This window comes from Peribacillus cavernae, from assembly GCF_003989135.1.
GTDB classification, from domain to species: Bacteria; Bacillota; Bacilli; order Bacillales; family DSM-1321; genus Peribacillus; species Peribacillus cavernae.
The window spans coordinates 1-19,122 of the sequence record NZ_RYZZ01000005.1; the positions used below are offsets into that span (position 1 = coordinate 1).

Annotated in this window: 17 protein-coding genes and 1 pseudogene; all 18 read right to left on the reverse strand. The window is 40.0% G+C overall.

The genetic code is table 11. From position 1 onward, the window contains the following. Window positions 1-361 precede the first annotated feature (361 nt). Window positions 362-484, reverse strand: a pseudogene (locus ELQ35_RS03235) (ABC transporter ATP-binding protein); the annotation flags it as partial. Between the two features lie 101 nt (window positions 485-585). Continuing rightward, a complete protein-coding gene (locus ELQ35_RS03240; protein ID WP_126863402.1) occupies window positions 586-1,314 on the reverse strand; it encodes a cytoplasmic protein in 729 nt (242 codons plus the stop codon). A gap of 13 nt (window positions 1,315-1,327) precedes the next feature. Then, entirely contained in the window at window positions 1,328-2,047 is a 720-nt protein-coding gene (locus ELQ35_RS03245; protein ID WP_126863403.1) for a polymer-forming cytoskeletal protein, read from the reverse strand. A 14-nt stretch (window positions 2,048-2,061) separates the two neighbouring features. Continuing rightward, entirely contained in the window at window positions 2,062-2,685 is a 624-nt protein-coding gene (locus ELQ35_RS03250; protein WP_126863404.1) for a YhbD family protein, read from the reverse strand. 463 nt (window positions 2,686-3,148) lie between these two features. Further along, window positions 3,149-4,126, reverse strand: a complete 978-nt coding sequence (locus tag ELQ35_RS03255; protein WP_126863405.1) for a glycosyltransferase — start codon at window positions 4,124-4,126, stop codon at window positions 3,149-3,151. Between the two features lie 498 nt (window positions 4,127-4,624). Next, window positions 4,625-5,290, reverse strand: a complete 666-nt coding sequence (locus ELQ35_RS03260) for a membrane lipoprotein lipid attachment site-containing protein (RefSeq protein WP_126863406.1) — start codon at window positions 5,288-5,290, stop codon at window positions 4,625-4,627. An 83-nt stretch (window positions 5,291-5,373) separates the two neighbouring features. Then, window positions 5,374-6,687, reverse strand: coding sequence for an alkaline phosphatase (locus tag ELQ35_RS03265; RefSeq protein ID WP_126863638.1), 1,314 nt, complete (start codon window positions 6,685-6,687; stop codon window positions 5,374-5,376). A 555-nt stretch (window positions 6,688-7,242) separates the two neighbouring features. Continuing rightward, window positions 7,243-7,662, reverse strand: coding sequence for an arsenate reductase (thioredoxin) (gene arsC / locus ELQ35_RS03270; protein ID WP_126863407.1), 420 nt, complete (start codon window positions 7,660-7,662; stop codon window positions 7,243-7,245). Between the two features lie 31 nt (window positions 7,663-7,693). After that, window positions 7,694-8,992: an arsenic transporter gene (locus tag ELQ35_RS03275; RefSeq protein ID WP_126863408.1), complete on the reverse strand. Its 1,299-nt coding sequence runs from the start codon at window positions 8,990-8,992 to the stop codon at window positions 7,694-7,696. A gap of 21 nt (window positions 8,993-9,013) precedes the next feature. Next, complete coding sequence (locus tag ELQ35_RS03280) at window positions 9,014-9,361, reverse strand: ArsR/SmtB family transcription factor (RefSeq protein WP_126863409.1); 348 nt, start codon at window positions 9,359-9,361, stop codon at window positions 9,014-9,016. A gap of 326 nt (window positions 9,362-9,687) precedes the next feature. Continuing rightward, the gene (locus ELQ35_RS03285; RefSeq protein ID WP_126863410.1) at window positions 9,688-10,866 is read right to left on the reverse strand and encodes an MGDG synthase family glycosyltransferase; all 1,179 of its coding nucleotides are present in this window, start codon (window positions 10,864-10,866) and stop codon (window positions 9,688-9,690) included. A 22-nt stretch (window positions 10,867-10,888) separates the two neighbouring features. Then, on the reverse strand, window positions 10,889-11,461 hold the full coding sequence (locus ELQ35_RS03290; protein WP_126863411.1) for a DedA family protein: 573 nt from the start codon (window positions 11,459-11,461) through the stop codon (window positions 10,889-10,891). Further along, window positions 11,458-12,192, reverse strand: a complete 735-nt coding sequence (locus tag ELQ35_RS03295; protein WP_185861645.1) for a polysaccharide deacetylase family protein — start codon at window positions 12,190-12,192, stop codon at window positions 11,458-11,460. Before ELQ35_RS03295 ends, ELQ35_RS03290 begins: the two co-directional genes overlap by 4 nt. A gap of 728 nt (window positions 12,193-12,920) precedes the next feature. Beyond that, window positions 12,921-14,114, reverse strand: a complete 1,194-nt coding sequence (locus ELQ35_RS03300) for a PDZ domain-containing protein (protein ID WP_126863413.1) — start codon at window positions 14,112-14,114, stop codon at window positions 12,921-12,923. Window positions 14,115-14,272: 158 nt separating this feature from the next. Further along, a complete protein-coding gene (locus ELQ35_RS03305; RefSeq protein ID WP_126863414.1) occupies window positions 14,273-15,751 on the reverse strand; it encodes a S41 family peptidase in 1,479 nt (492 codons plus the stop codon). A gap of 290 nt (window positions 15,752-16,041) precedes the next feature. Beyond that, on the reverse strand, window positions 16,042-17,418 hold the full coding sequence (locus tag ELQ35_RS03310) for a murein hydrolase activator EnvC family protein (protein ID WP_307364693.1): 1,377 nt from the start codon (window positions 17,416-17,418) through the stop codon (window positions 16,042-16,044). A 100-nt stretch (window positions 17,419-17,518) separates the two neighbouring features. Further along, window positions 17,519-18,412, reverse strand: a complete 894-nt coding sequence (ftsX, locus tag ELQ35_RS03315; protein ID WP_126863415.1) for a permease-like cell division protein FtsX — start codon at window positions 18,410-18,412, stop codon at window positions 17,519-17,521. Then, window positions 18,402-19,088: a cell division ATP-binding protein FtsE gene (gene ftsE / locus ELQ35_RS03320; RefSeq protein ID WP_126863416.1), complete on the reverse strand. Its 687-nt coding sequence runs from the start codon at window positions 19,086-19,088 to the stop codon at window positions 18,402-18,404. Before ftsE ends, ftsX begins: the two co-directional genes overlap by 11 nt. Window positions 19,089-19,122 lie beyond the last annotated feature (34 nt).

The following is a 19,122-nucleotide window of genomic DNA, read 5'->3' on the forward strand; positions in this document are numbered from 1 at the left end:
CTTCCACACTCTATGCGACTGCCCGTCGCACAAATAGCTGCCTATAAACAGGCAGCTGGATTATTATTAAATATACTATTAGCTGAGTCAACCAGCATTTGCATCAACACCCTTTAAAGTGTTGGTTTATAAAAAAGTTTGATCATTTTCTGTCTGTGTTGTTCCCACACTTTACTACTTTAATACATGATTACGATTCCTGCGTTCTTTGTTTGATTTCTTCCCATATAGATCCTGCAAACCAACGAACATCCCAACAATGGTACTTACAGCGACAAACATAAATACAAGCCCCCCACCATTGGCGGAAGGAGGGGCGGTTCTGGAACAACACTCCGAGGATCTGCTACCACAGCCGGACGGAACCAAGCAGGGCAAAGATACTTCCCTTTTGCACAGTAAAATCGACTTTCTTAAGCACTTTCAGGTTTTTATAGGACTTTTCAAGACCATTGACAGAAATAGCTGTATCAGTTTGTATCATATTTGCATCCTCCTTGATTAAAAATGCTTGAGAATCCAACCCCAAATCCGATGACAATCATATAAATGATCAATAAGGCTCTGCCCGATTACGATCCTTCGCTACCATTTTGTATCGCTGCCTTTCTGTTTGATTTTTGTTTTCACGGTCGAACCGTCGCTTTGTGAGAAATCAACGGAGTATTCAACCAATCCAATTTCACAGCCAGGGCCGATTTTTACAGTATTTCCTCTGACGACTTCTGCTTTGGTATTTTCGAGGTAGATTTCATCACCCTCTATAACCTTGGCGGATAATGTCCCCTCTTCCTTTACAAATGGAATAAGCGATGCTTTTTTCTTTACGATTATTTTTCCTCCGCCAATTTCTTCTGCTGAGCTACAGCCATATCTGAGCCCAATTCTAATCGTCTCTGCATTTAGCAATCCTTTAATCTCAAAACTTCCTCTAGAATAAAAGGTGTCATACTCAACATCACCCTGAACTGATAAACTCCCTTTAATATCAGCCTTTTCACCCGTTAATCGTCCCCCTGCATCCAGCATCCCGCGCATCTTCAATTGTTTTATTTGCACTTTTCCAGAAATGGACATTGTTCCCAAAACATGTGCCTCTCCCGAATCGATATTACCCTTTATTTCGGCTTCGCCATATACACTAAGGCAATCGGCTTTCACATTTTCCAATGATTCGCTTGTTCCATATATTTTAAAAACAGAGCATTCCACATCACTAATGATGGTTCCTTCGCCCCTTATACTGATTTTGTCGTAACTCCCCCCTGGATAACTTCCAGAACCATTGATAATCAGGTTTTGATTTTTCACCATGAATTCCCCCTCCCTAAATCTTTCTGCTTTCTTCAATGATGGATTTTTTATCTTGTGTTAACGTTTCTGTATACTCTACAAGGCCGATTTTGCAATTTGGACCTATCGTTACATCGTTGCCTCGGACTACTTTCGCAGCTGTATTCTCCAATTCAATATGATCGCCCTCAATAAGCTCAGTTTCTAACATTGTTTGAAAAAGCGGCTTGAATAGCTGAGCAAACAAGGATGATTTTTGTTTGATCTTAATAGTTTGCCCGCCAATCTCTTGTGCATGGCATTCTCCATAGATTTTGACGTCGACCAGATCCACATTTAAAAGTCCCCCAATTGTAAACTGACATTCTGCTTTGAATACATCCGCTTCACAATCTTTGTCAACCGTCAGCCTGCCGTGCACCTTCATATCTTCACTTTTCACACATCCATTAATGGAGGCACTGCCTGAAACTCGGAAATTGCGAGCCGAAATATCCCCGTCAACCATTGCGCGACCTTCTACTTTTAGTGAATTTGAGGTGATCTTGCCAAAAAATTTCCCTTTCCCGCTCACTTTTGCATTTTTCGAATAAAGATTCCCGTTTACAAAACCTGTTCCGTTACACTCGAAGTCCATACATTCAACATCACTATTAATCGTTCCTTTTCCATTTATGATAACGCGATGAAACTGGCCGCCGTTCGATGCCCCGTACCCATTAATGGTCAAATCGCCTCTATTTTTCGTTTCCAATCGTCCATTCTCCTCTACCATAATTTCGCCTTTATTTCTTCTATACAATTCAGCAAAGAAAGCCGGGATACCATTCTTGTTCCTTTATCAAAATGAACAGCTTCCGCATTTACAAGCAATAAACAACTAGAAACACCCAGCTTTCGGACAATGATTAATTCACAATCTTTTTGTTTAATTAAGGATCCACTCTCTTTTAAAACCTGCAAAAGCATTTTCCCTTCATCCAAATTAATATCTCCTGACTGAAGAAGCTTTTCGAGAATAAATATCTCCAGGATTCTTGAAAAATCAAATTGCGGCCCACCTTTTTCATTTTCCAAATAAAAGGTCAACACTTGTTCTGAAACAATGTTACGTTTTATCAATTCATCTTGACCTAAGCTCAGCTCCGTTACATTCGGTGAAAACATATTTGCCAGCTCGTCTAATGAAAGGTTTTCCTTCATTGTTTGAATTTTATTGATTCGTTCAATGATTTTCTCTTTTGGAAAAAAGGTTTCTTGTCCTGTAAACGCCGATTTCCTGACAAACCATTCTTCCGGAATCAAATCCTTCCGTTTCCATCTATAAAGCTGGCCATAGGAGATCCCCATCAACTCTAACAGTTCTTTTTTCGAAATTAATTCCTCACTCATTTTGAAAAACCCCTTTTCTGTAACTAATGTAACATAACATTGTTATGCAGTAAAGTTACTTTTATAAATAGGCCGCTTTATGGGATTGTTGTGCCATTAATATGTAAAATGACCTGTTCACAAAAAGTGAACAGGTCATTTTACATTCTTATTTTACTCCTCTCTTTCCATTCCATCCGTTGGATAATGCTTGAGGCAATAAACAAGCGATTGCAGAAATGAAATTATAATAAAGGTAAAAAAAGCAGATCAGAAGAAGTCTCCCGAGGGATTTATATCTGTATCTGATTCACTGTATTAATCAAACGTTTGATTAATGGACTCTTTTCAAATATGTTTTCAAAATTTGCATCATACACGAAAGTGACTGTGTTATCATTTTCGTCAACGATTGACGGAAGAAGTCTTTATTCTCCGTCAATCTATACTCTTTTTTTATGATTTCAGTTATCTTACCGCTATATTATAAATGTTTGTACAAGTTTAAATAGCTATCGGCCTCTTTTTCTGCTGAATAATGTTCAGTAACCCATTCTTTTGCTTGATGAACCACCTTTTCCCGTAAGGAGACGTTCTCTACAATTGAGTGAACTCCCTCTGCAAATCGATCCATCGTTTCATAAAGCCAGCCTGTTTGTTCATGTCGAATTAAATCTCTATTCGCTTCATTTGCTCTCGCGATGACAGGCCGCCCTATCGCCATCGCTTCCATAAGAGCAAGTGACTGTCCTTCAGATTGGGAGGTGTTAATCACGATTTGGGATTGATCGTACCAGATTTTCATAACCTCATAAGGAACTACTCCAGCATAATTCATCCATTTACGCTGCCCAGCCTCTTTTTGTACCTCTCTATAAACGTCATTATCTAAATTCGCACCAAGAATCGTAAAACTCATATTCGGATATTCATAAATTAACCTATCAAGTGCAGGAAGAATATGTAGAACATCTTTAACCGGACGTAAACCAGCGGGGAGAAGAATACGCGGGCTAAATTCCTCTTTTCTGGTTGATATACTCCAAGGCAGCCAAATACCTTGAGGAATCACAACGGTTTTATCCATCCATTTTGCTGACAATTTTTCAACCTTCTCTTTTGCATCTTCCGTAAAAACGGTAATATAGTTGGCGTTATTTAAGAAGGTCAACATTTCCTCATCTATACTTTCCTGCAAATCCAAATTAATATCCGTACCGCCCATGGTAACTACATAGGGACGGTTTAAGCGGAAACTCTTTTCCTCGGCCCACTGTATAAATCGGGTAGCGTGCAAGATGTGAAATAGATCAGCATCAGGGTAATTCCAATTATCATCCTCTAGGTAAGGAATGACAGAAGTGCTTATACTTTGCTGTTGTAAATAATGAACGATTCGCTTGATCGTTGTTGAGTTCCCTCTGGGTTGATTAAAATAGGGAGCGAAAAATAAAATATGCATGGTAATCACCCTCTTCCTACCTTCTTAAAAGCTATTTCCGTCAAAGTATTATATGGACATTGTTATGTCAAACAACGAATTTTGAATGATTCGACTACCCCCTGCAGTATACCATCGTGGTACAACCCTTATGCAACGGGAGTTCTTCAGCAGTCGCAATCCCTTCCCGCTTTCCCCTGTATTAATTGCAATACAAACTAGCAATTATCGGCAGTCTAGTCATAATTAAGAGGTAAGAGTCTATTAATCAAACGTTTGATTAATTGGCTCTCTTCAAATTTTACTAGATAATTAGAGCATACTAGTGAATGTAATACTTATTTATGAAAGTAGGGACGAGTTCAGTTTCCTAAACAATGAGAAAGGCCCAAAAGAGATTCTTTCTCTTTTGGGCCTTCTTATCATAAAAAGGTAGTAAGAACACAAATGATCTAATCACAGTCAACACGAAATAATGACTAGTTGCTCCGGAATCATTTATACTTATTTTTACGACCATCAAAAATCAATTTTGATCTTTCTACCTTTTTCAATACTTTTTCCATTTTTATCAACAGCATCACTCGTTAACAGCTCTACACTTTTTATATCTTCTGTGTTTGTGTCAGTAAGAATGAAACCTATATTCCCTTTGTTATCGCCGTTTTCCGCAATTTCTCCATTTAGTTCCTCTAAATAAATGTCATCTTCCCACATTTTATGTTCGCCGCTGTTCATCTTTAATTGAGCGATAGGAGTAAATTTCACTTTCTCCTTTGAGGTATTTTTGAATTCAACTCCTATCTTTACAACATCAAATTCTTCTTCCTGGGTATAGGAATGGAAAAAGTCAATCATGCTGTAATCAGGTACAAAATGCATCACCTTTACTTCTTTTACAGTTAAGTCCATCGGTCCTACCTTAATCGGTTCGTTTACTTTTTTATACGCCTTTAAGGTAAGCTTTCCTTTATCATCCGAAATCGTTTGTCCTGCTTCCGTAAGCTTGAGGTCGTCTGTTATTTGCGGATTTGGGACATATACCTCATCTTTTACTTTAAGTTGCGGCTTTTCTGTTGCCACTTTTTCTGCATGTTCTCCAGAAGCCTGTTGTTCTCCACCGTTTCCTGAACTGCATCCGGCAAGGACATTCAGTAAAATAAAGATAAAGATAATCTTTTTCAAAGTAATCCTCCTTCTTTCACTCGTAATAAAAGCACCCGTTGCTTATCAAGCAACGGGACTATTATTTTTTCAATCGCATTCATTTATTTTCTTTTTTCATCTGCTAAAAGATCAAAGATAATTTCTGCGTGGTCCGTATTATCGACTTGGCCGGCAAATCGTTCTTTATTAGGGCCAAACGCGTATACAGGAACGTCTTCGCCAGTGTGGCCGCCCGTTGTCCATCCAGTATGGGAGCGCTTGTTAAAGATGTTTTCAATGGCATTATCAATATCTGTAACCTGTTTCTTCTGTGCTGCATCCTTCACGGACTGAATTTCTTCGTTTGTTAACGCTACCTTAGTTTGGTCGATATATTTTTTTAGCGTTTGTTCAACGTCTGCACCCTTTGCAATTTCATTAGCCATGAAATCCGGCGTGCGTTTTGCTGCTTTAATTGGCTCGCCGAACCAGTTATAAATGCCGTCTGCACCGATGGAGTATCCGCCGGTTGAGTGGTCGGCCGTTGCGATCACTAATGTATTCTTATCCTTTTTGGCAAACTCGATGGCTGCTTTATAGGCTTTCTCAAAGTCTTCCATTTCACTCATCGCAGACACAATGTCATTATCATGACCGGCCCAGTCAACCTGGCTTCCCTCGATCATGAGGAAGAATCCGTCTTTGTCTTTATTAAGCCGCTCTACTGCTGATTTCGTCATTACTTCTAAAGAAGGAGTATCCTCTGTACGGTCCATCATCTTCGGAAGGCCGCCAGGAGCAAACAGTCCAAGTACCTGCTCATTTTTATCCTTTAAAAGCTGCTGTTTATTGGTAACATAGCTGTATCCATCTTTTTTGAAAGCTTCAGGAAGATTGGCATCGGGACGCTCAAAGTTTGATTTTCCACCGCCGAGAAGAACGTCAATTTTATGTTTGCCGTTAATTAATTCTTTGTAATAGTCGTCTGCAATGGAATTCATATTCTTTCGGTTTTCATCGTGGGCTCCGAATGACGCAGGTGTTGCGTGGGTGATTTCCGAGGTAGCCACAAGCCCGGTTGCTTTACCCTTTTCTTTTGCAGCTTCTAATACAGTTTTTACCTCGGATTTATCATTATCCACCCCGATCGCTGCATTATACGTTTTTACACCGGCAGACATTGCGGTTGCTGCTGAAGCAGAGTCCGTAACGTTTTGGCCGGGATCTTCAGGATAAGTCATCTGCTGGCCGACCAGATATTTATCAAATTCCGTTTTCTCCGCAACAGGTGTGGATGGATTATCTTTCAAGTAACGATATGCGGAAGTATAAGAAACACCCATTCCATCCCCGATCAGAAAGATAACGTTTTTAACTTCTGAATCGTTGCTTTTTGCTTCTTTTGCTTGTACATCTTGAGTTGCTGCTGTCCCCATCAAGCTTCCAAACGCCACCGTGGACAATACCGCGATTGGCAAAATTCTTTTTTTAAATGTGTGCTTAAACAAAAGAATAACCTCCTCAAGTAGTTTACGATTCTATAAGTAAACTATAGATCGAAACTATTAAGCTGTTATTAAGGAAATGTTAAGATCCTTCAAGATTATACTGCATTTTGCAGAACTTCTGAATCGTTTCCCAACGATATAGTTATACATAGCCGGCACCAAATCTTTGGAAAAAATCCGCTCATTTCGTAAACGCCTGTCCATTCAAATAGTACAAGAAATCATACACTAGTTAATGGATGCTGCAGCAACCTTAACTTTTAAATAGAAGTAGATTTTATAAACACGATTAGTCTTAATTTTAGCTGGTTCCTTTTTTCTTAAAACTTGTACAGAAAAAAAGGGGAAAAGGATAATATAAACCTGCATTCCTTCCCCCCCCCCGCTTAAAGCAAGGAATGTCTCATATTATTTAGCGTTTTTTACCCATTAATATAAATACCCCCATAAAGAATAGCCGGTATTTCTCCCGGCATTTGTATGTTATTTCCCCATTTCAGCAAACTGCTTGATACGTTCTCCTATTTCATCACGTACACGCTGGAAGACCGTCCATTTCTCTTCATCCGTTCCTTCTGCTTTTGCAGGGTCGTCAAATCCCCAATGGTCACGTTTAACATGTGGAGGTGTCATTGGGCACTTATCCGCTGCATCTCCGCATAAAGTTACAACAAAATCAGCGTTGTTCAGAATTTCAGTATCAATGATGTTTGATGTTTGACTGGAGATGTCAATGCCTACTTCTTTCATTGCCTTAACCGCATTTGGATTTAGACCATGCGCTTCGATACCAGCACTTAGTACTTGCCACTCGCCCGCTAAATATTTCTTTCCCCATCCTTCCGCCATTTGGCTCCGACAAGAGTTACCTGTACATAAGAAGTAAATTGTTTTTTTAGCCATGTTGAATTTCTCCTTTGTTAGTAAAGTTAGTTTAATGAATAATCAGTAACCATATATATAATCCAACTAATGTAATAAACAATGTGGGGATGGTTAAAATAATTCCTGTTTTAAAGTAGGTGCCCCAAGAGATTTTCACACCTTTTAGTGATAATACGTGCAGCCATAATAAGGTCGCTAAAGAACCAATTGGAGTAATTTTCGGCCCTAAATCCGATCCAATAACATTGGCATAAATAAGTGCTTCCTTTATCACTCCGGTTGTATTCGTATCTGAAATTGCAAGTGCGTCAATCATCACTGTTGGCATGTTATTCATGACGGATGAAAGAATAGCTGCAATGAATCCCATACCTACCGTAGCGGTAAATAACCCTTTATCGGCTGTCAGTTGAATTAGATCAGCTAATATATTCGTTAACCCGACATTACGCAAGCTGTAAACAACTACATACATTCCAATCGAGAAAAAGACGATTGCCCAAGGTGCTCCTTTTATAACCGTTTTAGTGCTAACCGCATGACTTCTTCTAGCCATCAAAAGGAAGAAAATAGCGACAATACCTGCAATGATTGAGACAGGAATTCCTGTAAATTCACTAGCAAAATAACCAATAAGCAGAACTCCTAATACAATCCAAGATAAACGAAACATCTTTTCGTCACGAATGGCTTCAACTGGTTTTTTAAGGTGGGATACATCATAGTTCTTCGGAATGTTCTTACGGAAAAAGAGATATAAAACCAAAATACTAGCTCCAAGTGAAAAGAGGTTTGGAATGATCATTCTTGAAGCAAACTCGACAAATCCAATTCCGAAAAAGTCTGCTGATACAATATTCACAAGGTTACTAACAACTAATGGAAGTGAAGTTGTATCTGCAATAAAACCACTGGCTATGATAAATGGAAAGACCATTTTTTCACTGAAATTCAAGTTTCGAACCATAGCTAATACAATTGGTGTAAGAATAAGAGCAGCACCATCGTTTGCGAAAAAAGCAGCAACGATTGCTCCTAGAATACTTACATACACAAACATCCTTACTCCATTTCCTTTTGCTGCTTTAGCCATATGCAATGCTGACCATTCAAAAAACCCTATCTCATCTAAAATAAGGGATATAATGATAATTGCAACAAATGCTAAAGTTGCGTTCCACACAATGGATGTGACGTCTATAACATCTTTAAAATCAACTACACCAACAAGCAGAGCCAATATTGCTCCACCACATGCCGACCAGCCAATTCCTAAACCTTTCGGCTGCCAAATAACTAGGGTTAGTGTGGCCAAAAAGATAAGAATGGCTAAAGTAACAGAAATCATTATTGTTATACCTCCATGTTGTTAGTCACAAGATATACGTTTACCTTGTACTTCTAATTCTTCTAATTTATATTGTTGGCTTGGCAGCTCACTGATAATAGTTGTAACAAAGGAGTAGTATGGATGCATTGGATTTAACGAGTAAAAAATCCATTGGCCTTTTCTGGATTCTTTAACTATTCCACTATCTTTTAACTTCCTTAAATGCTGACTAATTGCTGGCTGGCTCATCTCGAAAAGAGCAACAAACTCACAAACACAACATTCGTGCTCAGCCATAATTTTAACCATCGTTAAACGCGTTTTGTCCCCTAAAAGTTTAAGGATGCTTGCGGCGGTTTCCACATCTATATCTTGTTTGGTTTCCATAAACAGACCTCCTGTTTTCATTATAAGGAAGGTAACTACATCGCCTGCTGTATTTCCTTCTTATCATCTTATAAGTATATTCTTATATATGCAAGTGAAAAATATTCACTAAAAAAGCCATCCTCATAAACAACAAGAAGATGGCTTTTTATAATGTTTGTATATACGTTGGAAAAAAACAATCTACGGCTAAAATCATCTTTCGGGCAATCATTTCAATGATAGCAAGAGATTATTGGCATTGCTCACAAGTTCAAGCGAAAAGCATAAGATTATCGCAGTAACGTTTTTTATTGGTAGTTAATGGATTATCGAAACTACTTATCCTAAATAGATAGCCCTTTTTGTTTAATCCTATATTCATGTGAAATAAGACTACTATTATGTTTGTATGTTTTGCCGTCAAGTAATGATTCGATAAGAACGAGTATACCCTGTTCATTGACTTCAAATTCCTTGTGATAGGATTCCATTTGTTTATGACAAATAGACAGCTGTTTTTGATTCGCGATTTTCTTAAGCAATTGAATTTCAATGGGTTGTTCATGATCAATTTCAAAAACCAGGCCTCTATTTGTTAAAAATGTTAAATTCACTTCTTCTTGGCCTGGCAGGGCTGAGTGAATAAAGATAGGAAGTTTTTTCTGGATCACTTCGCTGATTGTCACTCCGCCCGGTTTCGTAATGATCGCATCCACCTGCTCATATAAAAGATTCATTTCGCTTCTTGATGTAAGATATTGGATTGGTTTAATATGGGAAAGCTTCCACGAACTGATTTGGTTAAACAGCTTTTGATTGTTACCGCAAAGCACGAGATAGTCAAACCTTTTAGATTTCTTGAATTCTTCTAACAAACTGGAGATCTTTCCCAAACCACTGTTCCCTCCGGAAATTAAGATTCTCTTCCGGGATGAACGTATTTGATCTTTGGTTGTAAACAAAAACTCTTCATGAACAGGAATACCGGTTACATGAATGTTTCTTTCCGGAACTCCAAACTCATGAATTAACTCCCATCTGATTTCCTGATTAGGAACCAGATGTACATCAATCCCGTTTTTGCCCCACATATCATTAACGAAAAAATCTGTATAGACGTTGATAACCGGGATATCTAATTTGCTTTTCAGTTTTAGTTGATTAAGCAAAAAAGAGGGAAAACCATGGGTACAAATGATTAAATCGGGATTTTCCTCCTGTAATAATAGCACCATCTTTTTTATGAAAAGCTTTTTGTATAACTTTAGTAAACCTGATTGATCAGAATGGGAATTTATAAACCGTTTATAGACCTGTTCATACGTGCCGGGCGTATAGCGAATCCATTTTAAATACATACTTGTTACGATTTTTTCCAGGACATCGCTTGTATAACTCATGATATCCATTTTCTTGATCTCAACATTTTTATTTTGTTTTTCAAACATATTTATTAAAGCTTCGGCCACCTGATGATGCCCTGATGGCATTCTTAAGAGAGGCATGACTACTATTTTTTTCATTTTTTCCTCCGAATAAGAGTGACTATACTGCTTTTTTATCTTTGACCCATTTTACAAAAACGAACACTAATAAAAGTGCTGCAATCAATCCTATATAAGCAATGTCGATCTGATCTCCTAAGAAGTATCCCAGGGTAATAAATATCGTAACCCATAAACCGCTGCCGATTATGGAAAGGAATAAATAATAGTAGAACGGATATCGGCATGCTCCCGCTATATACGGGTTTAATTGTCGTAACCCAGGTAAATAAAATCCCACTATTAGTGACTTGGTTCCATGTTTACGAAACTTTTTATCGACTCTGTCCCATCGTTCAGGAGTAATTTTAACATAGCGGCCGTATTTATGGACGAAGGGTAATCCAACTTTTTTACCGATCCAGTAAGCGGTTAGCATACCGACTAATACCCCTATGATTGCCGCACCCGTACTGATTGAATAGCTTAACTGATGCTTGGCACACAAAATACCAATAAATAACAGAAAAGTTTCTTCTGGAGCAGGGATTCCGACAATCCCACAGAATAAGATGAAAAATACTAACCAATATCCGTATTGCTGTATATATGGTGTTACATTTTCTAAGCTCATATTAACCTCTTTAATCCTTGCTTATTACTCTTTTCAACAAGTAATTGATCAAGTGAAATGAATTGGTAACCTTGTTGCTTCAAGATGGGGATCACTTCCATCAATGTTTCTATCATTGTCCCTGGTGCTGCGGAATCAGCGCCCATCGTATCACCGTTATCGTGCAAAAGGTAGATGGTTCCATCTCCCGCATCACCTGCCAGCCGGCTGGCCAATCTCTCTTTTTTTAGCTGTTTCCAATCCTTGGAGATCGAAGACCAAAGAATAACTTTATAGGGTCTTATAAACAAAAAAGAAAAAAGGTTAAAGTGCCCCCATGGAGGCCTGTAATACAGTGGCTTATGATTTGTCAAAGCTTGAATCGTGTCCGAACAAGTTTGAATTTCTTTTTTTAATTGCCACGGAGATAACATCCAACTGCTCACATGTCTATTATGATGGATCCCAATATGGTGTCCCTCGTTAACCATACGTTTTAACAAATCAGGGTTCCGGGCAGCTAATTCGCCTACTACGAAAAATGTTGCTGGTACTTGAAATTTTTTTAAGATATTCAATAATTGTTCAGTGTATAACGGATGAGGTCCGTCGTCGAATGTGAGGGAAACACCACTTGGATGCTTTCCTCGTTTAATAATATTCCATGATAGTTTTCTAATGAACACGGTTGGAATCGGTCCGTAGAGCACCAAAAACAATAATAGGGATGACAATATAATGAAAGGGACCATGACCATTCCTCGCTTTTTTACCAAGCAATCCTTGTACAATTTTAGTATAGAGAGTGTAACTAAATTTCGATGTAAAAAACAGTAAAATATCTTTAAAACGAAACTAGTAGCAAGGCATTTCTACATTTCAGGCAAGAATAATTCATTACACCCCTTTAAGCTGGTTTTAGAATCTCCTGGCTTAATGACAGTATATTAATAGATTTGAGTTCAAGGATTCAAGGATATTTGCCTCTATACCTAATATCGTACAAAATGTAAGGATCGAAATCAATACATCCTTGGCAGATGTAATGCAGCATTTCAATGATTCAGCAATGCAACTAAGCATTGCTTAAGGGTAGTGACTCAATAATTCAAAATTTAACCCTAACCAACAGAACTTTTTGTATTATTTTTGTTTTTATAGTATCTTCTATAGTGATAGATTAGGATCACAGGAAATTAGGGAGAAATTATGATTAAAACCATAGTTGTTAATAAAAATTATGAGTTGATTACAAACCTGAAGATATCCGAATTAGTTTAAAGGAGACTATATATGGTTCTGGGTTGATCTTTATCAACCAAATAAGGACGAAATCAAATTGTTAAAAATGCCTTTAACTACATCATTTAGCAAAGGTGATTAACCGTCAGCCCCGATAAAGCCTCCTCAGATACTGTGTTGCTTCAGAGTAAAAAGGAGAGTGACTAGACCTCTCCTTTTCAATACTATATCTTTTCGCCTACACTGCCCATTCCTTCCCTGCCTTCATGCCCTCGACAAAAAGGATGCCGAGTTCATGATGCTCCCCTTCAAAAAGCGCGCGCTGGGCAAAGCGAATTTGGCCGTTGTTGCCAACGACTTCAAGTTTGCAATGGGCGCGGTTTTTTTGAAGCGCTTCATAGAATTCCCGCTCGTCGCGGACAACGACTCCGTTCATTTTTGTGACGACCTCTCCCATTTCAAGCCCCATCTTATCTGCTGGGGAGTATGGAATGACGCCTAAAATACGGACGCCGAGCTTGCTTCTTGAGAAATAAAAAGGCAGATTTTCATCAGCTGCGTTTGTAAAATAAGTGATCAGCTCTCTGCCGAGCATCGCGATTATAACAGCTATTATCGATAGAATGGGATACCAATTCCCGATCACTGAAAGGACGGTAATCAACGCTCCAAGGAGCAATACCTTCTTTCCATAGACCCTAATTTCCCGCTGAGGCAGCGTGCCCTTAATCTCACGGGAAAAGCCCAGTAAGAATGGTACAAATAAAGGGGACACATAGGTACTTCCCGCTGAAAATACGGGCCACCACTCAAATGGCGCAGGCAGACTGCCACCCGGGACAAGGACAAACATCGGAATCAGCCAGATCTTACTAGAAACATAGGAACCAACTGTAAAGCCCCGTTTGGAAACGGTCAGTTTGGGTGATACCTTCTCAGGGCCATTCCTGCCAATCAGTGAGCCTTCAGCAATCAGCAGAAGGCCGAGCAATAAGGAAAGCCCAGCATACACTGGCCGGTCGAGGTTCGCAAACATTTCTTTGAAAAAAGGAAGCTCGACATCACTGCCATGCAAAAAGAATAGGATAAAAAAGGCCAATCCAAAGCTATAGGCGGGTGAGAGCAGCCGGAAATGGAACGTGACGGCCAGCAAAATGGTTAAAACGCCAATCAACAGCAACGAAGCGAAGGGGATAACAAGGCCTGTCCCGATCGTAATCAGCGAAAGGATGAGCCCCCAGACAATTCCCTGCGGAAACAAAAAGCGCAACTCCTGAAACATATCATGGATTCGGACATGAAAATCGTTTCTCTCCCGTTTTATCCGAAGATACCCGGTAAGGATTGATAGGAAAACAGAAAAATAAAAAACAGGATGAAGAAAAATAGTTGCCAATCCCTTTAAACATGCCTGCAGCCAATCTTCAATCAAGATCTGTTCACCATCCTCTATCTATTTTCGGCAAGATTGCGTATGTTCTCTAAAAAGTTAGCTATCCTTTATTTTAACAAATAGACCGTGTCCTGCCTACGTATCTCTAAAAAAGAAAGAAAAAGTCTGACACAAAAAGCGAGTGCCAGACTTTTTCTTCATTTCATGGAAGCACTCGACTTGGCGATATAGAGGAGCGCTGTCTTTAATTGAACGTCGTTATCTTCATCGCGAACTTTCTCGATAATGGCATCTTCTAATTTTGCCGCCGTTTCTTGATCTATTTCTCCAGTAACTTTAAGGTTCTGGTCTTGCTGAAAGGCCTTAATGGCAATCTCGGTTTTAAGGTCATAATAGCCGTCATTTCGTCCCGGTTCAAACCCGAGACCCTTTAACATTCTTTGGGCATGCTGGATTTGGCCATTTGTCATATCACGCTTGAATGTTTTATCAACTTGCAGCGGATGGGCGTTGAAGTAATCTGGCTGATGTACCTCAATGGTCGGTTCTATTCCTTTTTTGTGGATCCAATTTCCCTCTGGAGTGAGCCACTTAAATAACGTCAGCTTGATGTTGCTGCCATCTCCCATTGGCACAGCCTGCTGGACCGTACCTTTACCAAATGTTTTTTCACCAATCAGTGCATAATCTCCTGCCTCATTCAATGCACCGGCAAGAATTTCTGCTGCTGAAGCGCTGCCCTTGTCGGTCAATACAGCAACCGGGTATTTCTTTTCTTCTTTTAAATTCGTAAAAAATGTCTGTGTTTCTCCGTTACGCTGAGCAATTTGCAGATATGGTTTATCTTTTGTGATGAATAGGCCGAGGATCTTTTCAACGCTTGAAAGCAAGCCGCCCGGATTGCCGCGGACATCGATTACAAGCCCCTTTATCCCTTTTTTCTCCAATGCTTTAAGCTGCTTCTTGAAGTCAGCTGCTGTCCCTTCTGAAAAAGTCGTTAATTCAATATATCCGATATTTTCACCGTTTTCTTCCTTTATAGAAGAATAGACCGTTTCAACCGGAATCTCATCGCGGACAACCTTTAGGGTAATCGGTTCAGAAGCTCCCGCACGTTTGATTTCAAGCGTTATCTTGGAACCCTTTTTGCCGCGTATTTTCAGGCTGGTCTCATTTAAATCGAGTCCTTCGACGCTTTCCCCATTTACCTTCAGCAACTGATCCTTAGGTTTCAGGCCGGCCTTCTCTGCGGGAGAATCTTTATAGGGAGCTACAATGATAATCTTGCCATCCTCCATGCCTATCTCCGTGCCAATTCCTTCAAAAGAAGAATCGAGCGTCTGGCTGAATTGCTTTGCCGTTTCTTCATTCATATAGGTCGAATACGGATCCTTTAGCGTGGACAGCATGCCCTGGATGGCCCCTTCCACTAACTGCTCTTTTTTCACCTTTTCGACATATTGATGACTGATTAGGTCGTAAGCTTGCTCTACTTTTTCCAACTTTATGTCTGTCGCAACGCTTTCCTTTCTGTCAGGATTCGCTTCGTTTTCTGTTCCCCACAGCAATTGCTTGAAATTATCACCCTGTGACTGCGAGGTTACAAATACTCCCCCTGCCGCTCCGGTTGAGAGCGAAAGGACCACGACCAAAGGAAATACCCATTTTTTACTCATCTTTTTATCTCCTTTTTCCTTAAGGAATCGCCATCGATTGGTATTCACTACTTGAGGAAGGCCAACCCCAGACCGTGCAATGCCTCTGTTTTACTCCATCATATGAAGAGCTTGTACGAAATATGCACTGCTCTTTTTTCAGAGTTCTGTTGTCAAATAGGAACAGGCTATTAAGAAGAAAAAAGACAGTAAAAAAACAGCCAGGTTAAAAACACCTGGCTGCCATTTAAATCTACGAAAATATGCTTATCACGCATATCTTTCTTATATTCCGGGTATAAATGAATAGATTACATAGAGATATAGTTTAATGGATTTGCAGCATTTGTTTTAGATACATTCCAAGGCCCTTTGTGAAGCTCGAAATGCAAGTGCTGTCCGAAAGAATTCCCTGTATTTCCCATATAACCAAGCTGTTGGCCTTTCGCAATAACTTGTCCGGTGCTCACATTATAGGATCGTAAATGCGCATACACGGTAGTATAAAGCTGACCGTCAATCGAATGGGTAATCATGACACAGTTGCCATAAGAACTGGATTGATAAGCGCGCATGACCACTCCATCAGCTGCAGCCACTACAGGCACGGTACCGCTTTTGGCAATATCGATTCCGGCATGGAATTTATTCCAGCGTGATCCGAGCTGAGAGGTTAGAACACCTTGTGTCGGCTTCGTGAAATTCCCAGATGAAACGGCAGGTGCCGCACTTGTGTTTTCACTCGGGCTGCTTTCGCCAGCGTTTGAACTCTGGTTGTCTACGGGAGCTTTGGTGCTTGAACTCTGGTTGTTTATGGGAGCTTCGATTACAGGAGCTTTGGCCTTGGCTTCTCGTGCTCTTTCTTTTGCTTCAGCCGCAGCACGCTTTCTTGCCGCTTCAAGCTCCGCTTGGCGTTTTTGTTCCAATTCAATCGCTTTTTGAATCGTTGCTTCCTGGGCTGCAAGTGTTTCTTCTTCTTCCTCGAGGCTCATTTTTTCGTTATGTGTATGCGCTTCTTCAGCCTCTAATTTTGCCATCAAAGCATCTTTTTGCTGCTTTTGCTCTGTAAGCTGCGATTTCATTTCTTCAAGCTCAGCAAGCATATTTTGTAAATCAGCCAATTTTTTCTCAACAGCTGTCTGCTTTTCTTCCAGCTCTTTTTTATCCAGTTCATGCTGTTTGAGGATTTCCTGGTCAGCTTCAACAATCGTCGCTACCGCATTTACCCGCCCGACAAAGTCACCGAAGCCTTTGGAGTCCAGCAGCACTTCCAGATAACTCACGTCCCCGCCGCTTTCCTGAAAGGAGACAGCACGTTCCTTAAGCAATTCGTTTCTTTTTTTTATTCTTTCTTTTAAAATAGCAATCTCTTTTTCTAATTGGCTAATCTCAGCTTGTGTCTCTTTAATTTGGATGTTTTTCTCCTGAATCTTCTGGACTGAATCATTAATCGCCATTTCAATGCGTGAAATCTGGTCTTCCAGGCTTTCCTGCTGGCCTTGTAATGTTTCAATTTCTTTTTCTGCATTATGTATCCCGGATTGGACACCGGATCGCTTCTCTTGGATTGCATCTTTCTTTTCCCTCATATCCTGGACAGATTCCGCATTGACACCCGGAATCGCAAAAACGCTGCTAAGGCCCAGCATAATCGTTGTGTTAAGCACTATTAGTTTTTTCTTCAACATGCCTTTTCCCCTTCCTTCTCCCCGTAACTTTGATAATACATGGCCTTCCCTGCAATGGTACTTATAAGAGCAGATGCAAAGCCGGGTATCCCGGCCTGCCTTAAATCTTTAAAAACTTTCTGACTGTCATCATGCTGCCCCAAACACCGATTAAAGCGCCCAGCAACAGCAGAATCGCTGAAACCTGGATGATAAATGGATTGACCGACAGCAACTCAACAAACTTAATATCAATACGCGGACTTACCGTTTCATATAAATAGTAATAGCCTGTCCCGATTAAGATAATTGGCAAGACAGCTCCAAGCATACCAAGCCATAAGCCTTCCAGGAAGAACGGCCAGCGGATGAAGCTGTTTGTCGCCCCTACTAGTCTCATAATCTCGATTTCTTTTCTTCTTGCGACAATGGTGATCTTAATTGTATTGGAAATGAGAAACATAGCGGTAAATAAAAGGCCAAGGATTAAGATAATCCCTATGTTTCTCGCTACATTTACGACATCGAATAACTTCTCCACGTAGCCCTGGCCATAATTGACTTTTTGGATATAATTAAGGCCTTCCACTTCCTTTGCTACCTTTATAACATCCTGCGGGTTTTTTGTTTTGATGATATAAACATCACGGAGCGGATTATCCTGTTCAAACAGCTTAAAAGCATCGCCATCTTCCCCTAAGTCTTGAATCAAATTGGTCAATTCCTTTTCTTTTGGGGAGAAACGGGAAGTGTCAACCTCGGGGATTTGCTCTATTTTCCTGCCGATCATTTCCCTATCCTGATCATTGGCGGCGGAATCAACATGTGCCCTGATTTCCACATCTTTTTCGACATTGCCGGCTATATGGTTCAAGTTCATCATGATGACAAAGAATACACCGACCAAAAGCAATGTTACGGTAACAGCACTGATGGATGCGAACGTCATCCATCCGTTACGGCCAAGATTTTTGCCACTTTCGCGAAAATGGCGGCGAAGTGTATTAAATTTCATAACCGTATTCACCTCGTTGCTCATCGCGAACGATTCTTCCATTTTCAATGGCAATTACACGATGTTTCAAATTATTGACAATATCCTTGTTATGCGTCGCCATAACGATTGTTGTATCCCGCTTATTGATTTCTTCTAGAGTGTTCATAATTTCCCAGGAGGTTTCCGGGTCGAGGTTTCCGGTTGGTTCATCAGCAATGACCACTTTCGGAGAATTCACGATCGATCGCGCAATCGATACCCGCTGCTGCTCTCCGCCTGAAAGCTCGTCAGGTAGCATGCGGACCTTATGTTTCAATCCAACTAAATCAAGAACCTCCATGACACGGCGCTTGATCTCGACTGGATGCTTTTCAATAACTTCCATGGCAAATGCCACATTTTCATAGACTGTCAGTGTGGGAAGCAATTTGAAATCCTGGAATACAACACCGAGATTTCTGCGGAACAAAGGCACCTTCGTATTGCGAATCTTGGAAAGGTTGATGCCATTGACTGTAATGCTTCCTGTCGTCGGCTTTTCTTCCCTGTACATCATTTTTATAAAAGTAGTTTTCCCGGAACCGCTGGGACCTACAACATAAACGAATTCACCTTGCTTGATTTTGACATTAAAACTGTTAACGGCAACTACGCCATTAGGGTATGTTTTACTGACTTCGGACATTTCGATCATTAAAAAACCACCTAATTAGCTTTTAAAAGTTCAC

Excerpts from the sequence above, each read along its gene's own strand:
- ftsX (WP_126863415.1), bottom strand. The coding sequence starts at position 18,412 with ATGAAATTTAATACACTTCGCCGCCATTTTCGCGAAAGTGGCAAAAAT.
- ELQ35_RS03265 (WP_126863638.1), bottom strand. The coding sequence starts at position 6,687 with ATGGGGACAGCAGCAACTCAAGATGTACAAGCAAAAGAAGCAAAAAGC.
- ELQ35_RS03285 (WP_126863410.1), bottom strand. The coding sequence starts at position 10,866 with ATGAAAAAAATAGTAGTCATGCCTCTCTTAAGAATGCCATCAGGGCAT.
- ELQ35_RS03280 (WP_126863409.1), bottom strand. The coding sequence starts at position 9,361 with ATGGAAACCAAACAAGATATAGATGTGGAAACCGCCGCAAGCATCCTT.
- ELQ35_RS03305 (WP_126863414.1), bottom strand. The coding sequence starts at position 15,751 with ATGAGTAAAAAATGGGTATTTCCTTTGGTCGTGGTCCTTTCGCTCTCA.
- arsC (WP_126863407.1), bottom strand. The coding sequence starts at position 7,662 with ATGGCTAAAAAAACAATTTACTTCTTATGTACAGGTAACTCTTGTCGG.
- ELQ35_RS03275 (WP_126863408.1), bottom strand. The coding sequence starts at position 8,992 with ATGATTTCTGTTACTTTAGCCATTCTTATCTTTTTGGCCACACTAACC.
- ftsE (WP_126863416.1), bottom strand. The coding sequence starts at position 19,088 with ATGATCGAAATGTCCGAAGTCAGTAAAACATACCCTAATGGCGTAGTT.
- ELQ35_RS03290 (WP_126863411.1), bottom strand. The coding sequence starts at position 11,461 with ATGAGCTTAGAAAATGTAACACCATATATACAGCAATACGGATATTGG.
- ELQ35_RS03295 (WP_185861645.1), bottom strand. The coding sequence starts at position 12,192 with ATGGTCCCTTTCATTATATTGTCATCCCTATTATTGTTTTTGGTGCTC.
- ELQ35_RS03255 (WP_126863405.1), bottom strand. The coding sequence starts at position 4,126 with ATGCATATTTTATTTTTCGCTCCCTATTTTAATCAACCCAGAGGGAAC.
- ELQ35_RS03310 (WP_307364693.1), bottom strand. The coding sequence starts at position 17,418 with ATGTTGAAGAAAAAACTAATAGTGCTTAACACAACGATTATGCTGGGC.
- ELQ35_RS03250 (WP_126863404.1), bottom strand. The coding sequence starts at position 2,685 with ATGAGTGAGGAATTAATTTCGAAAAAAGAACTGTTAGAGTTGATGGGG.
- ELQ35_RS03240 (WP_126863402.1), bottom strand. The coding sequence starts at position 1,314 with ATGGTGAAAAATCAAAACCTGATTATCAATGGTTCTGGAAGTTATCCA.